The sequence below is a fragment of the Shewanella sp. Pdp11 genome (genome assembly GCF_002838165.1).
GTDB lineage: Bacteria > Pseudomonadota > Gammaproteobacteria > Enterobacterales > Shewanellaceae > Shewanella > Shewanella hafniensis.
Window position 1 is genome coordinate 4382258 of record NZ_CP015194.1, and the last position, 24351, is coordinate 4406608.

Sequence of the window (24351 nt, forward strand, 5' to 3'; positions counted from 1 at the left end):
TTTTTAATCTTTCTACTGGGTGAACCCATGTATGAAGGCTTTGACTAAGCCTTTCAGAAAGCCTTAGCTAAACCGTTTAGGTAACCCTTACCGATACCCTTTACGTATGGCTTAGCCAACCCCTTTTCAAACGGTTGCAAAAGGCTTGAACTGAGTTCGACTGAGCATTTTAATGATGCTCCTGACTTCGCTTTAAGCAAGTAAATTCAATACGAAGCAGAATTTTACTAACTGTTTTTAAACCCTTTGCAAAGGGTTCATCAAGCCTTGTCTGACGGTTACTTGACCCATGCGTTAACCAGTAGCAGTAACAGGATCAGTAACAGAAACAAGATCAGTAGGCAGAAGCAGTATTGTCCAAGCCTTGTAGGCTTTGACGAGGGCGAGCGATCCCCCACATCTAGTTTTTCAACACAAAAAATAAATCACCGACAACACAGCGTCTTACTCGAACAACTACAGTTTTACCTACAATTTTACTTGTAGAAATCAGCATAGCATTAGATACTGTATAAACAAACAGTATCAGTTGTAATTTTTCGAGGTTCGTCATGAGTGTCTCGCTGATAGGCCGTAGCGGCGCACTTGCCTTCATCAAAGCCAAGCGCCTTCGTATTCCATTGTTTATGGAACGTGTTTCTGCTGGTTTTCCCTCACCAGCGCAGGATTATGTTGAGCAAACGCTCGACCTCAACGAGCTGTGCATCAAGCGACCGGCTGCAACGTTCTTTGTACGTGTTGAAGGTGATTCAATGATTGATGCCGGGATTCACCCAGATGATATTCTGGTGGTTGATCGCTCTGTCCAAGCCGAACACGGTGACATTGTCATCGCGGGAATCCATGGAGAACTCACGGTAAAGGAGCTTCAACTCAGGCCTTGCGTCAAGCTGATCCCAAGAAACCCGGCGTATGAGCCCATTCATATTCCTGAAGGGACAGAGTTAGAGATATTTGGTGTGGTCACCAATGTGGTGCGAAACATGCGCCGCAAGTCGTGACTATCCCATGCCAGTATTTGCCTTGGTGGACTGCAACAACTTTTACGCCAGTTGTGAGAAGCTGTTTCGTCCTGATTTAAAAGATACGCCGGTTGTGGTGCTGTCCAATAATGACGGCTGCGTGGTTGCACGGTCGCGTGAAGCTAAGTTACTCGGTATTAAAATGGGCGTACCCGTCTTTCAAATCAAAGCTGAAATGCAGCGTCATGGTATTTTGGCATTCTCGTCCAATTACGCGCTGTACGCAGATTTGAGCAGTCGAGTGATGCGCACTTTGGAAGAGATGGCACCACGAGTAGAGGTTTACTCCATTGACGAAGCGTTTTTGGACTTAACCGGTATTGAGTCTGCCCTATCCCTTGTCGAGTTCGGACAACAAGTGCGAGAGCGGATAGGTCACTGGATTGGGATCACCGTCTGTGTAGGCATTGCACCGACAAAAACACTCGCCAAGCTGGCTAACCATGCCGCCAAGAAATATCCGGCCACTCAAGGGGTTGTAGATCTAACCAATCCAGATCGGCAACGTCGATTGCTCACATTAGTCCCGGTTGATGATGTTTGGGGCGTTGGTAAACGGCTTTCTAAGCGATTAAATGCGTTGGGTATTACCACAGCCTTAGACCTAGCCAATGCCTCCCCTAGAGCCATCAGAGACCAGTTCTCGGTGGTTTTAGAAAGAACCGTCAGAGAGCTCAATGGTGAGTCGTGCATTGAACTTGAAGATATCCCGCCAACTAAAAAACAAATCGTCTGTAGCCGTTCATTTGGCGCAAAAGTAACGCAATTTGAATTGTTACGTGAGGCCGTATGTGAATACGCAACCCGTGCCACTGAGAAGCTACGCAAAGAACAGCAGCAAGCCAAAGTGCTGACCGTGTTCATACGAACCAGCCCCTTTAAGGACAACGAGCCGCAATACAGCAACTCCGCATCGGGCGAGTTGTTGATACCCAGTTGTGATACGAGGGATTTTATCGAGCTGGCCCGTCACTTACTCAAGCGGATATGGAAGGATGGTTTTCGTTATGCCAAAGCGGGCGTCATGCTGTCTGACTTTTACGATCCAGGCATGTTTCAACCAGGACTATTCGATGACGTATCGACCCGCTCCAATAGCCAACAGTTAATGTCTGTATTGGACACCATTAACCAAAGTGGTGCCGGAAAGGTTTTCTTTGCTGGACAAGGACTCAAGAAAGATTGGTCGATGAAGCGAGAGCATTTGTCTCCCGCTTATACAACACGCTGGGACCAGTTACCGCGAGTGAAGTAGGCCCGGTGATTCAATAGGCATTCACTCTGCGACGTAGCATGTTGAGCTTATCAACCTGCCGTCGAATGTCACTGAAGAATTCTTCTTTCTCCATGGCCAGAGAAAGCTAACCATCTTAGAACCTATTTCTTATGCCGGGTCCAATGCAGTGTAGAACTGTGTATTGAATGAACAGGACGCCGACTTCAAGCGCAATACATTGACTATTCATAAAAGAAAAAATGATCAAAAACTCGATTTTACTACTGAAAAGGGTTCTGGACTGAGAGATCTCCATGATAGCTTTTGAACACGGATACCCAGAAAAAGCTGAAGTTCTACACAATGTGACGATTCAAGATTTGTCTCAAGCTTAAGCCCCTGTTGGCATAACGTACCACCTCTGTGTAACAGGGGATTGAATTAAGCTTTTTCACGTAACTACTGACGAAGCCCAGCTAAAATGCGTTCACAAAACCTAAACCAAAATTCAATTAAGTGCTATTATGTTCAAAATTCAGCACCTATGTTCACATAAAGGCCTAAAAATGAAGTATGCGAGAGAATTATCAAAAATTATTGAAGGTGGAGTGCTTGGAAAGATCAATCAGGTAAAAGCTTATACAGAATTTCTTGCAGACAAATTAGAAAGTGATGGAGAGCATAAGATTGCCAAACGATTAAGAACTTCCATGTCCGATAGTCTTCTGGCTTCTGGCTATAACTTAGCATCGGCACAGCCAGCAAGGCAGTTGAGAGCACCTGTTGATAAAGATAGCCATATGGCGTTAGCTGATATTACCTATCCAGGGTCTAATCATTCTGGTATGGCAGTTCTTGATGCAACAACTAAAGCTCAAGTTGATGAATTTATTTCCTTTGTTTTAAAAGCAGAAAAATTAGCTGATGCAGGCCTAAGTAGTGCCCCATCGCTATTGTTGTATGGTCCTCCTGGTTGCGGTAAAACACTACTTGCTCACAATGTAGCCGCACAACTTGAACTACCGTTGTTCACTGCTCGTTGCGATTCTTTGGTATCGTCGCTTCTTGGCTCAACATCTAAGAATATAAGATCACTTTTTGACTTTGCATCGCAGCAGCCATGCGTTTTGTTTTTAGATGAATTTGATGCTTTAGCTAAAGCAAGAGACGATCAACATGAGTTGGGAGAGTTAAAACGTGTGGTAGTCAGTCTGCTTCAAAACATCGATGCACTTCCTAAAGATACAATAATCATTGCCGCAACAAATCACGAACAATTGTTGGATCCTGCTGTTTGGAGACGCTTCGAGCTTCGAATTAAACTAAATGCTCCAGATTCTGTTACAAGAGAACAGATTTACCGTAATGAGTTAGCAGAGTTTTCTCCATCTAAGCTACAGAAAACAGTTGAGCATTCAGTTGGACTATCGGGAGCAATTATTGCTCAAATATGCGTTGCAGCAAAAAGAAAAGCGATTTTGAATGATGAAAATCAGACTACTGAGCAAGAGTTGTTGTATCGAATTGCAATGGTTCGATACTCAAATGTAATTGAGTCTGAAAAAGAAGCCACGGACAAATTAGTAGAGTTGAAAAATCTAAACTCAGAACTTTTTACAGTGCGACTGCTTTCAAAAATATTTGGAATGTCTACAGGAAAAATATCAAACTTGCTAAATAGGGATGAAAATGAGCAATAAAAATAACCCAATACAAGCTGTAAAAATTACGCAACGCGATTTCAGGGAAACGCCACCTCCCAAAAGCGGACCAAAGCCACTTCGCGAAGTTACCAAGGAGTTGGTTGATAAACTGCAATCGGATATAGATAAGTCTACTTTAGAACTAAAACAGCACTTTCAATCGCATCCCAACGTGCCCGCTGTTCTAAAAGTCAGGTTACTAGAGAATGCATTGGCTAAATCGCACAGACCAGACAATGTATTTAAAGATAATACTTGCCCTATCATTGGAAGCGCTGATTTTGGAATTTTGCTCGTTAGCGCTAATGAGGAGGGGTTAGGCCAACTCAGACAGAGAGTTCAATCTAGGGCAAAAACAGTTCAACCAGATATCGCAGCAATTGAAGAGATTAGCGTATTTTCAAGTGAAGATAGGCTTCAAGTTAGCAGTTTAGATGACGATGATTTTGGTGTTCAGAAATACAAAATTCATCTATTTGATCACTTAAAAGACAGCCAGAATGCTGTTGTTAAGAACTACTTTGATGAATCAACTGCAAACGAATCTCTCGATATCACTTTTAGAGAGTTTTCGCCGCATACCAGATTTCACACGGTAAAAGCCAAGAGCAAACTCTCTATTCAAAACTTGGCAAATAACGTTGCTGTGCGCTCTATCGAAGAAATGCCAACCTACACTCCTACTGACTATAAATTAGCGACAAGCCCAGTTGGTCCGATTGACAATTTATTGCTACCCGACCCAACAACAGGCGTTGATTATCCGGTGGTAGCTGTTGTTGACTCGGGTATTTGCCGGAAATCAATACAGATTAATAAGTGGGTCGTAGGTCGAAAGTCTTTTGTACCTGAAGACCTGCTTGATACATCTCATGGCACAATGGTAGGAGGGTTAATTGCCTCTCCAAGCTCTCTAAACTATCAAGGTAGCGGTTTCCCTAACACGCAAGCAAAACTAGTTGATATTACCGTATTTGATACATCAGGAAGCGCTTCCGAAGACGATCTGATGGATATGATCTCAGAAGCAGTTGAAGAATTTCCCGAAATCAAAATTTGGAATTTATCAATAGGTCGGTCAGAGCCAACTCCACTTAATGCGTTTTCGGACTTTGGATGCTTCCTTGATGACCTCAGTGAGAAGCATGGTATTCTGTTTGTTGTTGCTTCAGGAAATCATAATTCGTTTACTTCGAGCAAACCTGAAGAAGAAAAGCTCCGTGAAAGTCGAGTATCCTCACCAGGAGATTCATTAAGAGCATTAACTGTTGGATCAATGGCTCATAAGGAAAACCCTCTGTCCGCTTCTGAAACAGGCCAATGTTCACCATTTTCGAGAATCGGCCCAGGACCTGCATTTACTCCAAAACCAGAAGTGATCCATTATGGAGGAAACTGCACTCCAAGCGGAAGTTTTGCACAAATAGGAGTCTTATCATGTGGGCCAGACAACCAAATGTTCGAATCTGTTGGGACTAGTTTTGCTACCCCTATAGTTTCTTCTATAGCGGCAAATGCATGGAAATCAATAGACGGAACAATTGTCGCTACACCTGAGAAGGTAAAAGCACTAGTAATTCATTCAGCAGTACTTGGCTGCAATGGTTACGAGTATTCTACAGGGTTTGGAAAGCCTGGAGATATCGACGACTTACTCTATTGCACAGATGATCAAATCACACTGATGTTTGAAGTCGATGTTCGGCATGGATTAGTTGAGTTTGAGCGAAGTCCAATTCCATTGCCAACTTCAGTTCAAGAAGCTGGAATGTTTAAGGGAGAAGTAGCCATGACACTGGTTTATTCGCCTCCTTTTGATAGATCTTTTGGTTCAGAATACAGTCGTGTAAACATTAGCGTCTCAATGGGGGAAACAAAAGATGTTCTGGACGAAAAAACAGGGGAGCTAAAAACTATATTTAAGGGAAAAGTACCGCCTTTGCCTTCTGAGAAAAAAGACTTATATGAAATTAACCAGCTAAAGAACTCCTTTAAGTGGTCACCTACAAAAGCTCACAAGAAAAGATATCCTCAAGGTACTGGAGTTGCTGCATGGAAGCTCAAGATGGAATCGACCATCAGGGCAGAAGAACAAAATCCGGCGACGCCTCAAAAAACAGTTTTACTTGTTACAATAAAATCAATCAAAGAAGGAACAAATCTTTACAGTGATGCTGTGAGATTGCTAAAGACTAATGGCTGGATACTAAACCCAGTTGCAGTAAATGTACCAATTACTATCCAGCAACAGTTATGAGGCATAATAATTGTGGGTCGTAATCTTAATTAGTTCACAACTATTACGAAGATTACGATCTCAATATGCATTAACCCTTCGACGCAGCATGTTGAGCTTATCAACCTGGCGTCGAATATCACTGAACAATTCTTCTTTCTCCATGGCCAGCGCTAACTCCCATTCTTTGGCCAAACCTTGGCAGTCCAAAAATGAGTATCTCAACTTCGTCTTTGAGATACGCAGCCCCTTGCTAAATACCACGCGTTTGCCTCGTTGACCGTGAAAACTGTTGATGTACCACTCGATGCCAAAGCCATACTTAAAGTCTCTGATACGGACACCAAGCAGCCCCCAATCTCTAAAGGGCGCATTTTCGCGAACCTTGTAATGGGTAAACCAAAAGTCATCAACTTCAGCTCGTGCCAGCGCTTTTAGCCTGTCTGTTTCTTGCTGAAGTAAATCTGATACCTCTGCTTTCCATTGTTCATTGACGATTTCTACCAAACCAATTTCCCCATCCAATTAACCCCAAAAGCCAAAACCACTATCCGTTTGGCTTTTGGATCGAAACGCCAAACGTAAAACTGCCGTCACAATCACTGTTTGGCGTCTCGATATAAATCGACTCGCTCAATCCCATACCCGACAAGGGATACAGTCTGATTTCACATAAAAATGCCTGAAAAGACGTATCGTCATGAAGATACAAACCGTTTGGCGAGTTCAGGCCAGAATGCAAACGACGTTTGGCGTCTCGATTTTTTTGACTAGGTCATCCGCCGCCAAACAGAGCCTATTCTCATACTTTTGCGAAAATGCAATAGGCAGATAGATGAAAGGATTTGTCACCTTTCTGCCCACCGCCAGTGCACCGAATCCTGATAATGACATTTGAGTGAACCGCCAGAGCACTTGGAAATGCCCAAGCGTGGCCAGTGCGGTTGATTGAAAACCGTTAGAGCACTTTGAGTGCACAGGAGATAAGTATGTTTGTACTAGGCGTAGATATCGGTTACTCAAACCTGAAGCTGGCAATTGGCCAATCAGGCAGTGAACCGAAAACCATTATTCTGCCTGCGGGTGCCGGTCCTGCGGATCGTATGCCAGAGCGTATCGGTGGAGGCGATGATGAAACTTGTTTGTATGTGTCAGTCGATAATGAGCGCTGGGCCGCTGGTGTTCCTGCTGGACGCCTTCAAGGCTGGGAACGAGAGCTTCACCCGGAATATCCCACCACAAAAACCTATAAGGCACTTTTTCATGCCGCCTTGTTAATGGCTGAAACAGAATCCATCGATTTGGTTGTCACTGGATTACCGGTTTCCCAGTTTCATGAACCACAACGTAAATCTGACCTTGTGAAGCGCCTAAAAGGTGTCCATCAAGTGACGCCTAAACGCAGCATCACCGTTCATGACGTCAAAGTGCTGCCGCAGCCTGCCGGTGCCTATATGGATCTGGTTCAAACAGGTGGTGATTTGGGCTTGATTGAAGAAGGTCGCGTCGTCGTCATCGATCCCGGCTTTTTTTCTGTTGACTGGGTTGCCCTTGAGGCCGGAGAAATTCGCTACAGCTCATCAGGAACCAGTCTTCAGGCAATGTCCGTGCTACTGGAAACCATTGATAAGCTGATTTCAGAAGATCACGGTGCCAAAGTCGGAATGGATCGACTTGAAAAAGCCATGAGAACTGGCGACTTACAGGTCCTGCTATTTGGAGAAAAAGTCGATATTTCACCTTATCTGAATGCTGCCATGAAAAAGGTAGCGCCTGTTGCTCTTACAGCCATGCGCCAATCCATGCGTGACGAAAGCATCAATGCGGACTTGGTATTGATCGCCGGAGGTGGAGCCATGGCTTATAAGGAAGCGGCCAAGGAGATTTTTTCACGAAGCAAGATAATCGTGCCGGAACAGTCTGTTTTGGCGAACGTCCGAGGCTTCTGGTTTTATGGGGCCTGATTATGAGAGTTGTCGTCAACATTCCCCCAGGGAGCCACCCTGAACTGCTCAAAGAATTGGAAAAGACGCCACCACGGGAACGCGCTGAGCGTCTGCGGATGCTGGCCACCTTTGGGTTAATTCACATGAGCCAACCCAATCTATCCACGACATCTGCACCGGTGGATGGCCATGCACCAGATGGTGACGTTACTTCCATGAGTACAGCGCCAGAACCCAAAGCAGAATCACGTAAACAATCATTAAAATCCAAACTAGGGCTGGGCTTATAACATGGCGTTATCAGTTAGCTGGCTCGATGCCAGGTTAAATAAAGAAGCAAAAGAAACCGTAGTAAAAGCCGACCGAGATGGGCTAAGTGCTCGGGTATCGCCCAAGGGCAAAATTGTTTTTCAGTTTCGTTATCGTTTCGATGGCAAGCAACAGCGGGTAGACATTGGTACTTACCCACTTATGAAGCTTGCTGAAGCTAGGAATGAGCTGGATAGGTTAAGGGCGGTACTCGACCAGGGCAGAAACCCCAAGCTCTACCTACAGCAGGAACGGGCCAAGTATTCTGCCAATCAAAGCTTCGAATCGATTTTTCGAGACTGGATAGACTCTGCCGGTAAGCAAGGGCTAAAGGAGAAAACGTGGCACTACCAAAAACGCAGCAGTGAAATATATTTGCTGCCCCGACTTGGCAAGTACCCATTAACTGACATCAATGAATTGTCCTTGCGAAACTGTCTTCGTGAGGTTTCGGAGTCGTCCCCTTCAAACACAGAACGTCTGGTGTCTGTGCTGCACAAGTTTTATGACTGGCTGATTGATGAACAAATTTTGGAAATTAACGCTGCCGCTGGGATCACAGCAAAAAAGGTTGGCGGTAAGAAAGGCAAACGAACTCGGGTTCTAAATGACAACGAGATCAGGATACTTTGGCGCTATTTGCATGAGTCAAAAATCACTGAGAAGAATCGCATCTACATAAAACTGCTTCTCTTATTGGGAGGGCGCAAGGGCGAACTCATTCAAGCTGAAAAGCATCACTTTGACTTGCAATCTGCAATGTGGACAGTGCCCATAGAGATCCGCAAACAAGGTGAGAAAATTGGAGCGCCGATCATGCGGCCATTGATTAAGCCAGCTATTGAGCTGATTGAACTGGCGATGCAGATGAGCAAATCAACCTACTTGTTTCCCGCGAACGGACAAGAAGAGCTTGCCACAAATGGCTTTGATACCACTATTCCTAACAATGTGAAAATTTGGGCTCGCAGGTCGCTTAGTGTCGAGATGGAACATTGGTCTATGCATGATCTTCGCAGAACTATGCGAACGCGAATGTCGGCCATCACGACGCAAGAAGTTGCCGAGTTGATGATTGGCCACAGCAAAAAAGGGTTGGATGCTATCTACAACCAATATCAGTACCTGGATGAAATGCGTCATGCTTACGACGTTTGGTATCAACAGCTAGAGACCATCATCGAGCCGACAGGCTTTCCGTTCAACTGGCGTTTCGGACAATAAAATAAAAGAAAGAGGCTCAGTCCTCTTTCTTCTCATACTCCTCCAAATCTTCAATGTGCCACAGCTTGTTTCGTGTATTTCGGTTGATACGAGGTTGCGGCAAGCTGCCATCTTTTATTCTTCGCCAGAGCGTCGTATAGCTAATGTGGTAACGAGCCATCACTTCGTAAGATGTTAGAAAAGGGGTTACCTGGTGCGCTACTGCTGTCATCTGCATTCTCCAGAAAATCAATGTAAAGCTATCATCGCCTGATTCATCACTTGTTGATGGTCAGAAAGATGCATGATTTGTTCAGAAGATCAGCCTTATCGAAACACGAATGTTGCTATTAGGTACTTTTCAGCTCAAACCTATGAATAACAAGGGCTACAAGGCGGTTTGTGTCATGAATAGCAATCAACACGCCTAACGAGAAAAATTTGTACACACTGTTTGTACACTCGCAACAATGACACATCAAAAACCACAATGACGAACCCTTTAAATTCATAAACTTATAAACAAAAAACTAGAGATGATCGCATTTATTCCGCTTTTGTAATGTCGAAACCAAAGTACCAAAAGCAGGAAGTACTTTCTTCATCAAACCCAGTAAACACAAAGCCTACAGCCAGATTTGTGTCATGGAATTTTCACCAAAGGCCTCTAAAACGGAATTTGTACTCAAGTTTGTACACACTTTCCGAGGTTACGCTTGAACATCATTGAAAAGCAAAGAAACGAGAAAAAGACAAAAAGCCTTTAAATTCAGTACGTAGAGATGTGATTGTGGTGTGCAATGAAAGGTGGTTTTAAGCGTTGAAAGGCTGGGCGGCATCAGGGTGCGATATGATCGCGAAGGTGCGACGTTTATCGACCTCTACTTTATTGCCTGACATGTTAACCTATGCACTAGTATCGCTAAAAAGGCGCAAATTATAGCGCCTCAGTTCGAGCTTGGCTAGGCAAAGCCCGAGATGAGCTCGGGCAGAGGGGGTTATTTTGTGGCTTCGAGCAAACCTTTAACTTTAGCGAGCTCAATCCGCGCATATCTATGTTCAACAAAATCATAAATATTGGTTGCCAGTGCTAAGCGGAAATAGTTAGCAGCATCTTGATATTGCTTGTTTTCTATAGCCATTTTCGCCAAGTAAAAATAAGCCTCACATAAACGTTCTGCATATTCTTTAGGATGAGTTAAGCCGACTTTGGCGGCAGCAAACACCTCATCATGGCTCTTAGTACCTAAATAATAATCAACGATAACGGTCGCCCATGCATCATTGTCTAAATTCTTACGGTTTTCAGCTAACTGTTTTTTAGCTGCGACAGCATCATCTTTAAAATCAATCAAATACAGCCATAATGCGCGATAACCGTCTTTATTATCGCCGGCATAAAATGCCTGCATATCTTTAGTGGCTAAATCGTTACGGTCGCCATAATACAAGGCAATACCGCGATTCAAATAGGCATAATCGTAATTAGGAGCAAGCTCTAACACGCCATCGAATGCTTCATAGGCGCTAGCGTATTCGCCTTCTTGGGTGTAATAAATCCCTAAGAAATTATAGGCATCGGCGAGATCGGGTTGCAGCTTCAGCGCTTGCATAAAATCGATGCGCGCGAGCAATCTTAAGCCCACACTGTCGTATATAACACCGCGATCGTAATGAAATCTGGCTCTTTGCTCATTGGTTAATTCGACCGTAGCCAAAATCTCGTTGAGCTTCGCTAACGTCACTTCCACTTTATAATCGGGCATGACAGGTGCGATAACCAATTTACCTTCAACATCATTATGGTTATCTAAAGGAGACTGGGTGGTTGCGCATCCGGCTAACAACAGACTGGCACTCGCCAGCACAGCAACGACAGCGGTTCTAATTTTAAGACTCATCCATTTCTACCTTTTTAGATTCCCAACATACGCAGAAGAATCTTCATGATAGCAATCCCACCACAGGACCGCTATTAGGGAATTAAGATTAATACTGACTTTCTTAATGCCAAAACAAAAAAGGAGATCATTTGATCTCCTTTTGATGCAATCACTTAAAAAGTGTGTGCCTATAAATAAGTCAAAGACTCATTATTCAGCAGCAGCTTCTTTCGTTTGTGCTTCTTTAATTGACAGACGTACGCGGCCTTGACGATCCACTTCCATCACCTTAACGGCAACTTCTTGGTTCAGCTCAAGGTGATCAGACACGTTAGCAACACGTTCATCACTGATTTGTGAAATGTGTACTAAACCGTCTTTGCCCGGCAGGATGTTCACGAATGCGCCGAAATCGACGATACGGATAACCTTACCATTGTAGATACGACCCACTTCAACTTCTGATGTGATTTCTTCAATACGACGGATAGCTTCTTTAGTTGCTTCGCCGTTTGAAGAAGCGATCTTCACAGTACCATCATCTTCCAGTTCAATCGTAGTGCCCGTTTCTTCGGTCAGAGCACGGATAACTGCGCCACCTTTACCGATAACGTCACGGATTTTTTCTGGGTTGATCTTGATAACAGTGATACGTGGAGCGTGATCAGAAATATCATCACGGTGTGAACCAATCGCTTGATCCATCACGTTCAAGATATGTACACGTGCACCATAGGCTTGTTGCAGTGCGATATCCATGATTTCTTTAGTGATACCTTCGATCTTGATATCCATCTGCAATGCAGTAATACCATCACGTGTACCCGCCACTTTAAAGTCCATGTCACCTAAATGATCTTCATCACCTAAGATGTCAGAAAGAACAACGAAATCATCGCCTTCTTTCACTAGACCCATAGCGATACCCGCTACAGAAGTTTTGATAGGCACACCGGCATCCATCAGCGCTAGTGAAGTACCACATACTGACGCCATAGAGCTTGAACCGTTAGATTCAGTGATTTCAGATACAACGCGCACGCTGTATGGGAATTCAGCAGCTGAAGGCATAACAGCATTGATACCGCGCCATGCTAACTTACCATGACCGATTTCGCGGCGCTTAGGTGAACCCACCATGCCTGTTTCACCAACAGAGTATGGAGGGAAGTTATAGTGCAGCATGAAACGGTTAGTGCGCTCGCCCATGATGCTGTCAATCTTCTGTGCATCACGTTCAGTACCTAAAGTACAAGTGACTAACGCTTGAGTTTCGCCGCGAGTGAACAATGCGCTACCGTGAGTACGTGGCAATACGCCCGCTAACACACTTAAGGCACGGATCATGTCTGGTTCACGGCCATCAATACGAGGCTCACCACGGATGATGCGACCACGAACCACTTTCTTCTCTAAGCTACCCAGCAAGTTGTCTACTTCACGTAAATCAATGCTTGGATTGCTGGCTAACAAGGCTTCTTTTGTTGCTGCTTTAACAACAGAAACTTGAGCATAACGATCTTGTTTAACTTGGATTTTATACGCATCACCTAAACCCGCTTCTGCAAGCTCTTTGATTTGGGCAACTAAATCGGCATCTTGCGTTGGTGCAGTCCAATCCCAAGTTGGTTTACCGGCTTCTGCTTTAAATTCAGCAATCGCTTTGATAACCACTTGTTGTTGATCGTGACCGTAAACAACAGAACCTAACATCACTTCTTCTGGTAATGCTTGGGCTTCTGATTCCACCATTAATACTGCGCCAGCAGTACCAGCAACCACTAAGTTCAGTTGGCTGGTTGCAAGTTGCGCAACACTTGGGTTCAACACGTATTCGCCATCAATGTAACCCACACGTGCAGCACCTAAAGGACCGCTGAATGGAATACCAGAAATAGCCAGTGCCGCTGAAGTACCTATCATAGAGATGATATCTGGCTCGATTTGTGGATCGACAGAGACTACAGTAATGATAACTTGAACTTCGTTTTTGAAACCATTAGGGAAAAGAGGGCGAATTGGACGGTCAATCAGACGAGCAATTAAAGTCTCATCTTCTGAAGGACGGCCTTCACGCTTAAAAAAACCACCAGGAATTTTACCCGCTGCGTAGGTTTTTTCTTGATAGTTAACAGTCAGAGGGAAAAAGTCACGGCCTGCATCTGCATCTTTTTTACCGACAACAGTGACTAACACTGTCGTGTCACCCATACTCGCTAAAACGGCTGCATCAGCTTGACGCGCTATAACACCTGTTTCCAGGGTGACTGTATGTTGACCATACTCAAAACTCTTTACAATAGGATTCACGTGACCCATTCCTTAATTAATGACCTTGAATTACGCGCGTAAGTATACTGCAAATCGGATCAATAGATAAAGAGCAGATAATGATGACAAATACGTAACTTTTCACTAAAGTGGTTAAATCAACAAAGAGTTGCGGTTTACATTGATACGGAAATTCTCGCAGATGGTGAATAATTATCATAAAGGATGCGCCCGATGACAGGCCGTTTTAAGTCACTGACGTGGAAACAAACTAATCTAGTCGTATTTACCGCCCTCTTTTTTGCCATTGCAATTTTTATTGTTGAAATCGCTTTAGTCGTCGTATCAACCAAACAACAGCTCACAACCACCCAGCAAGAACTCCTTGATTCAGTTGAACAACCCGCAGCAAATGCCGTCTGGGCTTTGGATGATAATTTAGCCCGCCAAACATTAGAAGGGGCCATTAAGGTTGAACATGTCGGCTCAGCAGTGATTGAGCTCGACGATGGTTCCATGTTTGTTTCTGTCAGCAATAATAAAAATAACAACTCGCAGACTTTTATCAGCTTAAGTAACAAATTATTTGATGATCTCAAGGAAATATCTCGCCCGCTGTACCGCCCTTTTTATTTTGAAGGCACCCAACAGCAACAACTTATCGGCACATTAACAGTTTTCTACGACACCCAAGAGCTGACAAATACCCTTTTCTCACAGTTAAGATTTAGTTTTTTCGCCACACTTGCCCGCGCTCTCTTGCTCACCTTAGTATTATCTGTCGTCTTCCATCGCTTCTTAACTCAGCCTATCGCACGCATCAGCGAGGCCATAGATAAGATTGAGCCCGACTCTCCGGACGAAAACCTCTTACCTATGTCCAATGCGCACAAGGATGATGAACTCGGTCTAGTGACCTCTAAATTCAACCAAATTCTTATCCAATTTAGCCAGACCCAATCCAAACTGCGCAAGATGGCGACCCGAGATCCGCTAACAGGCTTACCCAACCGCACGCTATTGCTTGAAACCATCGCAGTCACAATCCAACGTTCGCGAGTACACAAACGCAGCTTTGCCTTGATGTTTATCGACTTAGACCGCTTTAAGAATATCAACGATTCCCTTGGCCACGCATTAGGCGATCAATTTCTTGCCCGTATTGCCCGCATCCTTGAACGCTTCGTTGGCGATAAAGGCACAGTTTCCCGCTTAGGTGGCGATGAATTTGTTATTCTGGCTGATACAGTTCACACCCCTGATCAAGCGGCAGATTTTGTAGATAAGCTACTGATCCAGCTCAATGTCCCGATTCAATTAAATGAACATGCAATTCATCCTGCGGCATCAATTGGGATTTCTATTTATCCCGAAGACGGTAACAGCGCTGAAGATTTGATCCGTCACGCTGACATTGCCATGTACAGCGCGAAAGCTGCAGGCTCGAATCAATGGGCCTTCTTTAAACAGCAGATGACAGAGCGCGCAGCTGTGCGTTTACGCACCGAAGCATCTTTGCATGATGCGTTAAAAAACAACGAATTTTTACTGTATTTTCAGCCAAAACTCGACCTACAAACGGGCAAAGTGATCGCCTGTGAAGCCCTGATCCGCTGGCAAAAAGACGGTCGACTCATCAGTCCGGTTTCTTTTATTCCCGTCGCGGAAGAAACAGGGATCATCATTCCAATTGGACGCTGGGTAATAGAACAAAGCTGCAAGGTCTTGAGGGAGTGGCAGAAAAAATATAACTATGCCATCCCAATTGCGATTAATGTTGCCTCACAACAATTTGCCGATGCTAGTTTAGTGCCCGATATCAAGCAGATGGCATTACGCTATCAAATCCAACCCGAGTTGTTGGAAATTGAAATCACTGAAACCTCGTTGATGAACGACATTGAACTGGCTATCGCTAAACTTGAGCAACTAAAATCTGCAGGATTTGGTATTGCCGTCGATGACTTCGGCACTGGGTATTCATCACTTTCTTACCTACGCCATTTACCCATCACCACCATGAAAATTGACCGCTGTTTCGTGTCCGATTTACCAGGGGATAGTGCAATCGCATCGACCATTTTGATGTTGGGTAAGCAGCTTAATTTGACCATTGTGGCCGAAGGGATTGAAAACGAGCAGCAATTGGATTGGTTGAAGGAGAATCAGTGCCAAGTCGGCCAAGGTTTCTATTTTAGCCAACCCTTGCCCCAAGCGGAATTTGAAGCCCTGTATATAGCGACACAGACAGCAACGATAAGCACTTTAGATGGACTACGTGGTGCTTAGGGGTCTTTATGATTTATGCGGCGTTAAGGCCAGCGTAAAGACATAATATCGACATGCTCTGGCCTAAATCCTACACAGCTTGATTTAATCATCTACTGAATTTTAGACAATAAAAAAGGAGGCTTAAGCCTCCTTTTTTACGTTAGTCAACGCGAGATTAACGACGTAGACCTAACTTTTGGATCAGTGCAGTGTAACGTGCTAAATCAGTACGTTTCAGGTAAGCAGTTAACTTACGACGTGAGCTAACCATACGTAACAGACCACGACGTGAGTGGTGATCGTGAATGTGCTCTTTGAAGTGATCTTGCAAATGGTTGATTTGCGCAGTTAACAAAGCAACTTGAACTTCAGTTGAACCAGTGTCGTTTTCGCCACGGCCAAATTCAGCCAAAATTTTTGCTTTTGCTTCAGTACTTAGTGACATGTATATCTCCAAATAAATAATTATGAATCTCTAGCCGATCACTAACTCAGCCAGAGGGCGCGCTATTCTACCCAGAAACCCACCCTAGCGCAATAAAAGGTGGAGACTAATCCATGAACAAATTAATTAATTTGTTCATGGATAGCAGACTAATGCGATTCTACAGGCTCGTCATGGATTACTATGAGTCGTTTCGGCGCAAGTAAGCCGTCTTCGTTCATAGTACCAATCCCCACAAATCGGTGGATGTCACCTAAAGTGATACGCACCAGTTCATCGGTTTTCAAGTCTGCATTAACGGGCACCCGAACAGCCTGACCTTGCATTAAGTAAGGGGCGATTGCATCTGGCACATTCACCTCAGGAAAATCGGCCACGGCCGTGTCCATAGGTAACAACAGCGGATCGAGTAAAACACTCGGATCTATCTGTTGTTCATGTGCTTGGGCAACAAGCGCTTCAAGTTGTTCTAAGGTAACCATTCTTGCATAGGGATATTGTGCAACTTGAGTGCGACGCAACATGATCACATGGGCGCCACATCCGAGCATTTCGCCGAGATCGTCTATGATAGTGCGAATATAAGTGCCCTTAGAACAATGAATGTCTAAGGTCAGCTCATCGCCTTCAAGACCGATGAAATTAAGCTCAAATACCGTAATAGGGCGAGATTCGCGCGGCACTTCAATGCCTTCACGGGCATATTTATACAGGGGCTGGCCCTGATATTTTAGCGCGGAATACATAGAAGGCACTTGCTGAGTCTCGCCGCGGAAGAAATCAAGCGCGGTTAATAACTGCGCCTCAGTAAAATCAATGGCGCGGGTTTGCACCACTTCGCCATCGGAATCACTGGTATCCGTTCGCTCACCCAGTTTTGCGGTAACTAAATAACGTTTATCGGCATCTAACAGATGCTGGGAAAACTTAGTCCCTTCGCCTAAGCACACAGGTAACATACCTGTTGCTAACGGATCGAGTGCGCCCGTATGCCCTGCTTTGTTCGCATTAAAAAAGCGCTTTACTCTTTGCAAAGCAAAGTTGGAACTCATGCCAGTGGATTTATCCAGCAACACTATTCCATCAATAAAACGACCTTTTGGACGACGAGCCATTAATCTTTACCTTCCGTTTCATCTGCATCATCGGCAATATCATCACCTAAGACTTCATCTTCTACCGATGCGTCTTCGCTGCCAAATTGCTGTTGCTTCGCTTTGTCTTGGTTGATCACTTGGCTAACTAAGTTAGACATGCGCATACCTTCAACCAGCGAGCTATCATAGATAAAACGCAGTTCAGGCATCACACGCAGCTTCATACGGCCCGCCACTAAGGTGCGGATATAAGGAGCGGCGCTGATCAAAGCATTTAGCTTTTCTTGAACAACGGCTTTGTCTTCTTCAAAGAAAGTCACGAAGACTTTTGCATAACTAAGGTCGCGTGAGACATCGACGTCATTCACGGTTACAAAGCCAATACGAGGATCTTTCATGTCGCGCTGTAGCACTTGAGCCAGTTCTTGCTGAAGCTGCTGAGCGATTCGACGAGTACGACTGAATTCTTTTGCCATAATATTTCTTACCATAGCTTAAATTGATAAGGGCGGCTAAAGCCGCCCTTATTATCGTTACAGAGTACGAGCAATTTCGACGGTTTCGAATACTTCGATTTGGTCGCCTACGCGAACATCGTTGTAGTTCTTAACGCCAATACCACATTCCATACCATTGCGAACTTCAGCAACGTCGTCTTTAAAGCGACGTAGAGATTCAAGTTCACCTTCGTAGATAACCACGTTATCACGTAGTACGCGAATTGGTGCGCTACGCTTGATGGTACCTTCGGTAACCATACAGCCAGCAATTGCGCCCAGCTTAGGTGATTTGAACACGTCACGCACTTCAGCCAGACCAATAATTTGTTGTTTGAATTCAGGAGACAGCATACCTGTCATCGCTGCACGAACTTCATCAATCAAATTATAGATTACGCTGTAGTAACGTAAATCAACACTTTCGCTGTCGATTGTCTTACGCGCTTGTGCATCGGCACGCACGTTAAAGCCAACGAGGATAGCGTTAGATGCTGCCGCTAAGGTTGCATCCGTTTCAGTAAGAGCACCCACACCGCGAGCGATGATGTTCACTTTAACTTCGTCGGTAGACAGACCGGTTAACGAATCAGTAATCGCTTCGAGTGAACCTTGTACGTCTGCTTTAAGAACGATGTTCAGTTCTTTCACTTCGCCTTCAGTCATGTTCGCGAACATGTTTTCTAGCTTAGATTTTTGCTGGCGTGCCAGTTTCACATCACGGAACTTGCCTTGACGATACAGGGCAACTTCACGCGCTTTACGCTCATCACGTACTACTGTTGCTTCATCACCTGCAGACGGAACGCCTGACAGACCCAGAATTTCAACAGGAATAGATGGACCCGCTTCAGTGATTGAACGACCGTTCTCGTCTTTCATTGCACGGATTTTACCGTACTCAAGACCACACAGAACGATATCACCTTGGCGTAGCGTACCTTCTTGAACCAGAATCGTAGCAACTGGGCCGCGACCTTTGTCCAATTGTGATTCAATGACCACACCGGCAGCCATACCATCACGTACCGCTTTCAGTTCGAGAACTTCAGCCTGCAGTAAGATACCTTCTAACAGTTCGTCAACGCCTTCACCTGTCTTAGCTGAAACGAAGGCAAACATGTTGTCTCCACCCCAATCTTCAGACATAACACCGTGTTGTGACAATTCGCTCTTAACGCGATCGATATCCGCTTCCGGCTTATCCATCTTGTTCACAGCCACGATTAATGGCACGTTACCGGCTTTAGCATGTTGAATTGCTTCGATAGTTTGCGGCATTACACCGTCATCGGCAGCAACAACTAACACAACGATATCCGTTGCCTTGGCACCACGGGCACGCATTGCGGTAAACGCGGCGTGACCAGGAGTATCAAGGAAAGTGATCATGCCGTTTTCAGTTTCAACATGGTATGCACCGATATGCTGAGTAATACCACCGGCTTCGCCAGCAGCCACTTTAGCGCGGCGAATATAGTCGAGTAATGACGTCTTACCGTGGTCAACGTGACCCATGATAGTCACAACAGGAGCACGAGACTCTTGCTTGATGCCATCTTCATCGTCACGATCTTTAAGCACTTGGTGCTCAAGTTCGTTTTCACGGATAAGCACAACTTTGTGGCCCATTTCTTCAGCAACCATTTGGGCAGTCTCTTGATCCAACACTTGGTTGATCGTGACCATAGAACCCATTTTCATCATCTGTTTGATGATTTCAGTCGCTTTAACTGCCATTAAATGCGCAAGTTCAGAAACAGTAACAGTTTCACCGATACGCACATCACGGCTTACCGCTGCAACTGGCTTGTTGAAGCCGTGCGCCATAGACTCAGGTGCAGTACTGCGGTTACGCATGTGTTTTTCACGGCCGTCACGGGCATCTTTGCCACCACGTTTTTTGGCGTTGCTCTTGTTACGAGCACGACGTCCGCGTTTTTCTTCATCCAGATCAGAAGTATCTTCAGCAGCACGAGCTACTTTAGAAGTCGTGATGTGGTGATCACCGTTTTTCTCGGCTTCTAAACGTTGGCGCTCTTCTTCGGCCCAGCGCTTAGAATGTTCTTCAGCCAATAGGCGAGCAGTTTCTGCCGCTTTAGCCGCTTCTTCGTCTTGCTTACGTTTGGTTGCTGCTTCTTGCGCCGCTTTCAAACGTTCAGCTTCTAGACGAGCCGCTTCTGCTTCTGGTGACATATCTTTAACCACTTTCACTTCGGCTGCTGCTTTAGCTTTCGCCTTGGCTTCTGCTTCCACTTTTGCCTTAGCATCTGCTTCAGCTTTCACTTTTGCTGCCGCAGCAGCTTCTGCTTCGGCCTTTGCTTTTGCCAAAGCTTCTGCTTCGGCTTTCGCTTCTTCTTCAGCCTTCAGAGTAGCCTCATTAGCATCACGCTTAACGAAAGTTCGTGTTTTACGAACTTCAACTTTAACATCTTTAGATTGACCACCATTACCGGCCACACTTAGGGTCGATACGGTTTTACGCTGCAGCGTCATTTTCGTTGGCGCATTTTCGCCACCGTGCTGCTTTTTCAGATAATCCAGTAACTGCTGCTTTTCAGCTTCAGTCACTTTATCAGCTTGGCCTTTCTTAATTCCAGCCTGAGAGAATTGCTCAATCAGACGTTCAACACTTTTACCCACTTCCGTGGCCAATTTCTCTACGGTAGTATCTGCCATCAGTTAAATCCCCCTGTTGATCGACTTATGCTTCTTCGCCAAACCAACAGATATTGCGGGCTGCCATGATGAGCTCACCTGCTTTTTCTTCTGTCAATTCTTCAATTTCGATCAAATCATCAATGCCTTGTTCAGCCAAGTCTTCTAGAGTCACAATACCTTTGCTAGCGAAAACATAGGCTAAGTGTCTTTCAACACCTTCAAGTGCTAGTAACTCTTCACTTGGCTCCACACCATCCAGTGCTTCTTCAGTAGCGAGAGCTCGAGTTGAGATCGCCGCTTTTGCACGTTCACGTAAGGCTTCAACGAGATCTTCGTCAAAACCGTCAATCGCCAATAGTTCAGACACAGGCACATAGGCAACTTCTTCGAGCGACGTAAAGCCCTCGTCCGCCAGTACTTGTGCAAAATCTTCATCGACATCCAGTGAGTTAACGAATAAATCAACCACCTTGGCACTTTCTGCCTGGTGTTTCTTATTCATATCGTCCACTGTCATAACGTTCAGAACCCAACCTGTCAGTTGTGTCGCTAAACGTACGTTCTGGCCATTACGTCCAATGGCTTGTGCCAAACTATCGGCTTCAACAGCGATATCCATTGAATGGTTATCTTCGTCAACTATGATAGAGGCCACATCGGCTGGCGCCATGGCATTGATCACGTATTGTGCTGGATTATCATCCCACAACACGATATCAACACGTTCGCCACCCAGTTCATTCGACACAGCTTGTACACGTGCACCACGCATACCCACACACGCACCGATAGGATCGATACGACGGTCATTTGACTTAACGGCGATTTTAGCGCGCGCGCCTGGATCACGGGCTGCGCCCATAATCTCAATCAGTTCATCAGCAATTTCAGGTACTTCTACACGGAAAAGCTCGATTAGCATTTCAGGTTTAGTACGGCTTAAAAATAACTGTGCGCCGCGAGCTTCTGGACGTACTGAGTACAGTAATGCACGTACGCGGTCGCCTGGGCGGAAAGATTCACGTGAAATTAAATCTTCACGGAACAACACGCCATCAGCGTTATTACCTAAGTCAACCACTACGCTTTCACGAGTTGCTTTTTTGACTATACCAGTGATTAACTCACCTTCTTGGTCTTGGAACTGTTCAACCACTTGAGCACGTTCAGCTTCACGTACTTTCTGTACGATCACTTGCTTAGCGGTTTGAGTGGTAATACGGTCAAACACCACTGACTCGATATCGTCTTCGATAAACTCGCCAGGTTGGATATCTGGATTTTCGTATCGTGCCGCTTCTAACGTGATTTCGCGGTAAGGATTTTCTAACGCGGCACCGTTGTCATCAACCACCATCCAACGACGGAAAGTATCATAACCACCGGTTTTACGGTCGATAGCAACACGAACGTCAATATCACCTTCGTATTTTTTCTTGGTTGCTGTGGCCAGAGCAATCTCTAGCGCTTCAAAAATTTTCTCGCGTGGAACGGCCTTTTCATTTGAAACCGCCTCAGCGACTAGCAGAATCTCTTTATTCATCTCGTCTTGCCTCGTTCACCTTGAAACCATCAAAACTTAGCGATTAAGTTGCCTTTGCGGATATTATCCAATGCGACAACTAACTTTTTACCATTCACTTTCAGCGAGAGCATTTGCCCGTCGACCGCAGTGATGGCGCCTTTTAAATTACGACTGCCGTCAACCGGCATAGTCAATTGAAGCTTTACATCCTCGCCCACATAGCCCGCATACTGCTCGGCAGTAAATAAGGGTCTATCAACACCTGGCGAAGAAACCTCTAGGGTATATTCTGTAGAAATAGGATCTTCAACATCGAGTACAGCACTGACTTGGCGACTTGCATTGGCACAATCTTCAATATTGATACCATTCTCACCATCAATGAACACTCGCAGTGTGGAATGCTTACCCGCTTGAACATATTCAATGCCCCATAGCTGAAAGCCTAATGCTTCCACAGGTACTTTGAGCATTTCTGCCAGTCTGAATTCTAACGTTGCCAAGATTGACCCCCGAAAAAACAAAAAAGGGCTTAATAGCCCTAGTACAACGCCACATACGAAGCATGCGACAAATTTAAAAGTCCCAGATAACAAAAAACCCCGTAATCACGAGGTCATTAATTTCAAGAACCTGTAAACCATAACGAATTCAAACACTATTCGTTACTAGGAGCTGGTTGCGGGGGCCGGATTTGAACCGACGACCTTCGGGTTATGAGCCCGACGAGCTACCATGCTGCTCCACCCCGCGTCAACTGTGTGCAAGTATATTGACTATCGTCTTTGCTTGCAATAACTAAGAGAGAACTTATCTTGCCTATCTTAGTTATATTTGGTGCCGAGAGCGGGACTTGAACCCGCACGACCGTTAGGTCACAGCCACCTCAAGGCTGCGCGTCTACCAATTTCGCCACCTCGGCGACACCTTTTACTAGTCAGGAATTTTCGTTTCTGACTTTTGGGTTCCTTGCTCAACAGGTTGGGTGACCTGTTCAGTGTCTGAACCTAAATTTTTCCATGAATCTTCATTTTTTGCGTGGTTTGCACTTAAGTTGCCAATCAGCAGACTTAGAGTGAAAAACGCAATGGCAAGAATCGCCGTAGTGCGTGTCAGGAAATTACCTGAACCGCTTGAACCAAACAGAGTACCTGATGCACCGGCGCCAAAAGAGGCCCCCATGTCAGCTCCCTTACCTTGCTGAATTAATACTAGGCCAATCAGACCTAATGCAACCAACAAGTAAATAACTACTAGAACTTCATACATATTATGCGCTCATCGCTATGGTACATAGACTTAAAAACTCGCTAGAGTTTAAGCTAGCACCGCCAATCAGTCCACCATCAACATCAGGTTGGGCAAATAAATCTGCAGCATTACTCGGTGTCACACTACCACCGTAGAGAATCCTGATATTTTCTCCGATAAACGGAGATACTTCAGAGAGGCGTTTGCGAATAAACGCATGAACTTCTTGTGCCTGCTCTGGTGTAGCGCTTTTACCTGTTCCTACAGCCCAAAGTGGCTCGTAAGCGATAATGGCGTTATCAAAAGCCATAGTGCCATTTTTCTGGATCACTATGTCCAACTCTTCAGCAATCACCTCAAAGGTACGTCTTGCTTCACGCGCTGGACCTGACTCACCCACACATAAAATAGGAGTTAAGCCATGCTTTTGTGCAGCGGCGAATTTCTCCGCTACGATATTACTCGTCTCTCCGTACATACGGCGACGTTCTGAATGCCCGATAATCACATATCGACATCCTGAATCTTTGAGCATCTGACCTGAAACTTCTCCGGTATAAGCGCCAAAGTCATGTTGACTTAGGTTTTGCGCGCCCATCCTAACAAGTGAACCGTCTAACGCTTCCTTGTTTGCTTCTAGCAGTTGCCTGACGCTCTCTAGATAGATAGAAGGCGGGCATAAAACCACTTCAGCTGAATCATTTTGGAGCTTAGAGGCAAATTTCTTGAACAAGTCTTGGGCTAATGCCGTACTGCCGTTCATCTTCCAATTGCCAGCTACCATAGGACGTCTGAGTGCCATCACTGTCTCCTCT

Annotated in this window: 19 protein-coding genes, 2 tRNA genes and 1 pseudogene; 8 read left to right on the top strand and 14 right to left on the bottom strand. The window is 45.1% G+C overall.

The annotated features are described in order from the left end of the window. The first annotated feature begins 551 nt into the window (after nucleotides 1-551). Nucleotides 552-1001, top strand: a complete 450-nt coding sequence (gene umuD, locus AYJ58_RS19270) for a translesion error-prone DNA polymerase V autoproteolytic subunit (RefSeq protein WP_106651338.1) — start codon at nucleotides 552-554, stop codon at nucleotides 999-1001. Between the two features lie 7 nt (nucleotides 1002-1008). Beyond that, the gene (gene umuC / locus AYJ58_RS19275; protein ID WP_106651339.1) at nucleotides 1009-2277 is read left to right on the top strand and encodes a translesion error-prone DNA polymerase V subunit UmuC; all 1269 of its coding nucleotides are present in this window, start codon (nucleotides 1009-1011) and stop codon (nucleotides 2275-2277) included. Nucleotides 2278-2287: 10 nt separating this feature from the next. On the opposite strand, the pseudogene AYJ58_RS22255 reads toward umuC, so the two are convergent. Then, nucleotides 2288-2383 (bottom strand): annotated as a pseudogene (locus AYJ58_RS22255) (conjugative transfer protein MobI(A/C)); the annotation flags it as partial. A 421-nt stretch (nucleotides 2384-2804) separates the two neighbouring features. On the opposite strand from AYJ58_RS22255, the gene AYJ58_RS19280 reads away from it, so the two are divergent. After that, nucleotides 2805-3938, top strand: coding sequence for an AAA family ATPase (locus AYJ58_RS19280; RefSeq protein WP_023266703.1), 1134 nt, complete (start codon nucleotides 2805-2807; stop codon nucleotides 3936-3938). After that, the gene (gene iteS, locus AYJ58_RS19285) at nucleotides 3928-6198 is read left to right on the top strand and encodes a S8 family anti-phage peptidase IteS (protein WP_157825789.1); all 2271 of its coding nucleotides are present in this window, start codon (nucleotides 3928-3930) and stop codon (nucleotides 6196-6198) included. Before AYJ58_RS19280 ends, iteS begins: the two co-directional genes overlap by 11 nt. Before the next feature lie 60 nt (nucleotides 6199-6258). Here iteS and mobI read toward each other — a convergent pair whose 3' ends face one another. Continuing rightward, complete coding sequence (gene mobI / locus AYJ58_RS19290) at nucleotides 6259-6684, bottom strand: conjugative transfer protein MobI(A/C) (protein WP_024008864.1); 426 nt, start codon at nucleotides 6682-6684, stop codon at nucleotides 6259-6261. Nucleotides 6685-7166: 482 nt separating this feature from the next. Between mobI and AYJ58_RS19295 the strand changes: the two genes are divergently transcribed. The 3 genes from AYJ58_RS19295 to AYJ58_RS19305 are packed head-to-tail and all read left to right on the top strand — an operon-like array spanning nucleotide 7167 to nucleotide 9656. Beyond that, nucleotides 7167-8141: a ParM/StbA family protein gene (locus AYJ58_RS19295; RefSeq protein WP_000497805.1), complete on the top strand. Its 975-nt coding sequence runs from the start codon at nucleotides 7167-7169 to the stop codon at nucleotides 8139-8141. Between the two features lie 2 nt (nucleotides 8142-8143). Beyond that, a complete protein-coding gene (locus tag AYJ58_RS19300; protein ID WP_001267005.1) occupies nucleotides 8144-8413 on the top strand; it encodes a hypothetical protein in 270 nt (89 codons plus the stop codon). 1 nt (nucleotide 8414) lies between these two features. Further along, the gene (locus AYJ58_RS19305) at nucleotides 8415-9656 is read left to right on the top strand and encodes a tyrosine-type recombinase/integrase (protein WP_024015921.1); all 1242 of its coding nucleotides are present in this window, start codon (nucleotides 8415-8417) and stop codon (nucleotides 9654-9656) included. 977 nt (nucleotides 9657-10633) lie between these two features. On the opposite strand, the gene nlpI is transcribed toward AYJ58_RS19305, so the two are convergent. Then, a complete protein-coding gene (gene nlpI / locus AYJ58_RS19315) occupies nucleotides 10634-11536 on the bottom strand; it encodes a lipoprotein NlpI (RefSeq protein ID WP_106651341.1) in 903 nt (300 codons plus the stop codon). Between the two features lie 192 nt (nucleotides 11537-11728). After that, nucleotides 11729-13828, bottom strand: coding sequence for a polyribonucleotide nucleotidyltransferase (gene pnp, locus AYJ58_RS19320; protein WP_106651342.1), 2100 nt, complete (start codon nucleotides 13826-13828; stop codon nucleotides 11729-11731). A gap of 195 nt (nucleotides 13829-14023) precedes the next feature. Here pnp and AYJ58_RS19325 point away from each other — a divergent pair, with 195 nt between their 5' ends. Continuing rightward, on the top strand, nucleotides 14024-16078 hold the full coding sequence (locus tag AYJ58_RS19325) for a putative bifunctional diguanylate cyclase/phosphodiesterase (protein ID WP_106651343.1): 2055 nt from the start codon (nucleotides 14024-14026) through the stop codon (nucleotides 16076-16078). Nucleotides 16079-16235: 157 nt separating this feature from the next. Here the strand turns inward: AYJ58_RS19325 and rpsO are convergent, their stop codons facing one another. From rpsO to tpiA, 10 genes are all read right to left on the bottom strand, one after another. Next, the gene (rpsO, locus tag AYJ58_RS19330) at nucleotides 16236-16505 is read right to left on the bottom strand and encodes a 30S ribosomal protein S15 (RefSeq protein ID WP_106651344.1); all 270 of its coding nucleotides are present in this window, start codon (nucleotides 16503-16505) and stop codon (nucleotides 16236-16238) included. 149 nt (nucleotides 16506-16654) lie between these two features. Then, nucleotides 16655-17620, bottom strand: coding sequence for a tRNA pseudouridine(55) synthase TruB (gene truB / locus AYJ58_RS19335; RefSeq protein ID WP_106651345.1), 966 nt, complete (start codon nucleotides 17618-17620; stop codon nucleotides 16655-16657). Beyond that, nucleotides 17620-18078 (bottom strand): 30S ribosome-binding factor RbfA, encoded by a 459-nt coding sequence (rbfA, locus tag AYJ58_RS19340; RefSeq protein ID WP_105251700.1) that lies wholly within the window; start codon nucleotides 18076-18078, stop codon nucleotides 17620-17622. The genes truB and rbfA overlap by 1 nt, the downstream gene beginning before the upstream one ends. 57 nt (nucleotides 18079-18135) lie before the next feature. Then, the gene (gene infB, locus AYJ58_RS19345) at nucleotides 18136-20778 is read right to left on the bottom strand and encodes a translation initiation factor IF-2 (protein WP_106651346.1); all 2643 of its coding nucleotides are present in this window, start codon (nucleotides 20776-20778) and stop codon (nucleotides 18136-18138) included. 25 nt (nucleotides 20779-20803) lie between these two features. Next, the gene (gene nusA / locus AYJ58_RS19350; RefSeq protein ID WP_106651347.1) at nucleotides 20804-22303 is read right to left on the bottom strand and encodes a transcription termination factor NusA; all 1500 of its coding nucleotides are present in this window, start codon (nucleotides 22301-22303) and stop codon (nucleotides 20804-20806) included. A gap of 29 nt (nucleotides 22304-22332) precedes the next feature. Further along, nucleotides 22333-22788 (bottom strand): ribosome maturation factor RimP, encoded by a 456-nt coding sequence (gene rimP, locus AYJ58_RS19355; RefSeq protein WP_106651348.1) that lies wholly within the window; start codon nucleotides 22786-22788, stop codon nucleotides 22333-22335. Nucleotides 22789-22961: 173 nt separating this feature from the next. Next, nucleotides 22962-23038: transfer RNA gene (locus AYJ58_RS19360), tRNA-Met, on the bottom strand. Between the two features lie 82 nt (nucleotides 23039-23120). Then, a tRNA-Leu gene (locus AYJ58_RS19365) sits at nucleotides 23121-23207 on the bottom strand. 11 nt (nucleotides 23208-23218) lie between these two features. Continuing rightward, nucleotides 23219-23554: a preprotein translocase subunit SecG gene (gene secG, locus AYJ58_RS19370; RefSeq protein WP_006082719.1), complete on the bottom strand. Its 336-nt coding sequence runs from the start codon at nucleotides 23552-23554 to the stop codon at nucleotides 23219-23221. A gap of 1 nt (nucleotide 23555) precedes the next feature. Then, the gene (tpiA, locus tag AYJ58_RS19375; RefSeq protein WP_106651349.1) at nucleotides 23556-24338 is read right to left on the bottom strand and encodes a triose-phosphate isomerase; all 783 of its coding nucleotides are present in this window, start codon (nucleotides 24336-24338) and stop codon (nucleotides 23556-23558) included. Between the last annotated feature and the right edge of the window lie 13 nt (nucleotides 24339-24351).

Excerpts from the sequence above, each read along its gene's own strand:
- umuD (WP_106651338.1), top strand. The coding sequence starts at position 552 with ATGAGTGTCTCGCTGATAGGCCGTAGCGGCGCACTTGCCTTCATCAAA.
- umuC (WP_106651339.1), top strand. The coding sequence starts at position 1,009 with ATGCCAGTATTTGCCTTGGTGGACTGCAACAACTTTTACGCCAGTTGT.
- AYJ58_RS19280 (WP_023266703.1), top strand. The coding sequence starts at position 2,805 with ATGAAGTATGCGAGAGAATTATCAAAAATTATTGAAGGTGGAGTGCTT.
- iteS (WP_157825789.1), top strand. The coding sequence starts at position 3,928 with ATGAGCAATAAAAATAACCCAATACAAGCTGTAAAAATTACGCAACGC.
- AYJ58_RS19295 (WP_000497805.1), top strand. The coding sequence starts at position 7,167 with ATGTTTGTACTAGGCGTAGATATCGGTTACTCAAACCTGAAGCTGGCA.
- AYJ58_RS19300 (WP_001267005.1), top strand. The coding sequence starts at position 8,144 with ATGAGAGTTGTCGTCAACATTCCCCCAGGGAGCCACCCTGAACTGCTC.
- AYJ58_RS19305 (WP_024015921.1), top strand. The coding sequence starts at position 8,415 with ATGGCGTTATCAGTTAGCTGGCTCGATGCCAGGTTAAATAAAGAAGCA.
- nlpI (WP_106651341.1), bottom strand. The coding sequence starts at position 11,536 with ATGAGTCTTAAAATTAGAACCGCTGTCGTTGCTGTGCTGGCGAGTGCC.
- AYJ58_RS19325 (WP_106651343.1), top strand. The coding sequence starts at position 14,024 with ATGACAGGCCGTTTTAAGTCACTGACGTGGAAACAAACTAATCTAGTC.
- rpsO (WP_106651344.1), bottom strand. The coding sequence starts at position 16,505 with ATGTCACTAAGTACTGAAGCAAAAGCAAAAATTTTGGCTGAATTTGGC.
- truB (WP_106651345.1), bottom strand. The coding sequence starts at position 17,620 with ATGGCTCGTCGTCCAAAAGGTCGTTTTATTGATGGAATAGTGTTGCTG.
- rbfA (WP_105251700.1), bottom strand. The coding sequence starts at position 18,078 with ATGGCAAAAGAATTCAGTCGTACTCGTCGAATCGCTCAGCAGCTTCAG.
- infB (WP_106651346.1), bottom strand. The coding sequence starts at position 20,778 with ATGGCAGATACTACCGTAGAGAAATTGGCCACGGAAGTGGGTAAAAGT.
- nusA (WP_106651347.1), bottom strand. The coding sequence starts at position 22,303 with ATGAATAAAGAGATTCTGCTAGTCGCTGAGGCGGTTTCAAATGAAAAG.
- secG (WP_006082719.1), bottom strand. The coding sequence starts at position 23,554 with ATGTATGAAGTTCTAGTAGTTATTTACTTGTTGGTTGCATTAGGTCTG.
- tpiA (WP_106651349.1), bottom strand. The coding sequence starts at position 24,338 with ATGGCACTCAGACGTCCTATGGTAGCTGGCAATTGGAAGATGAACGGC.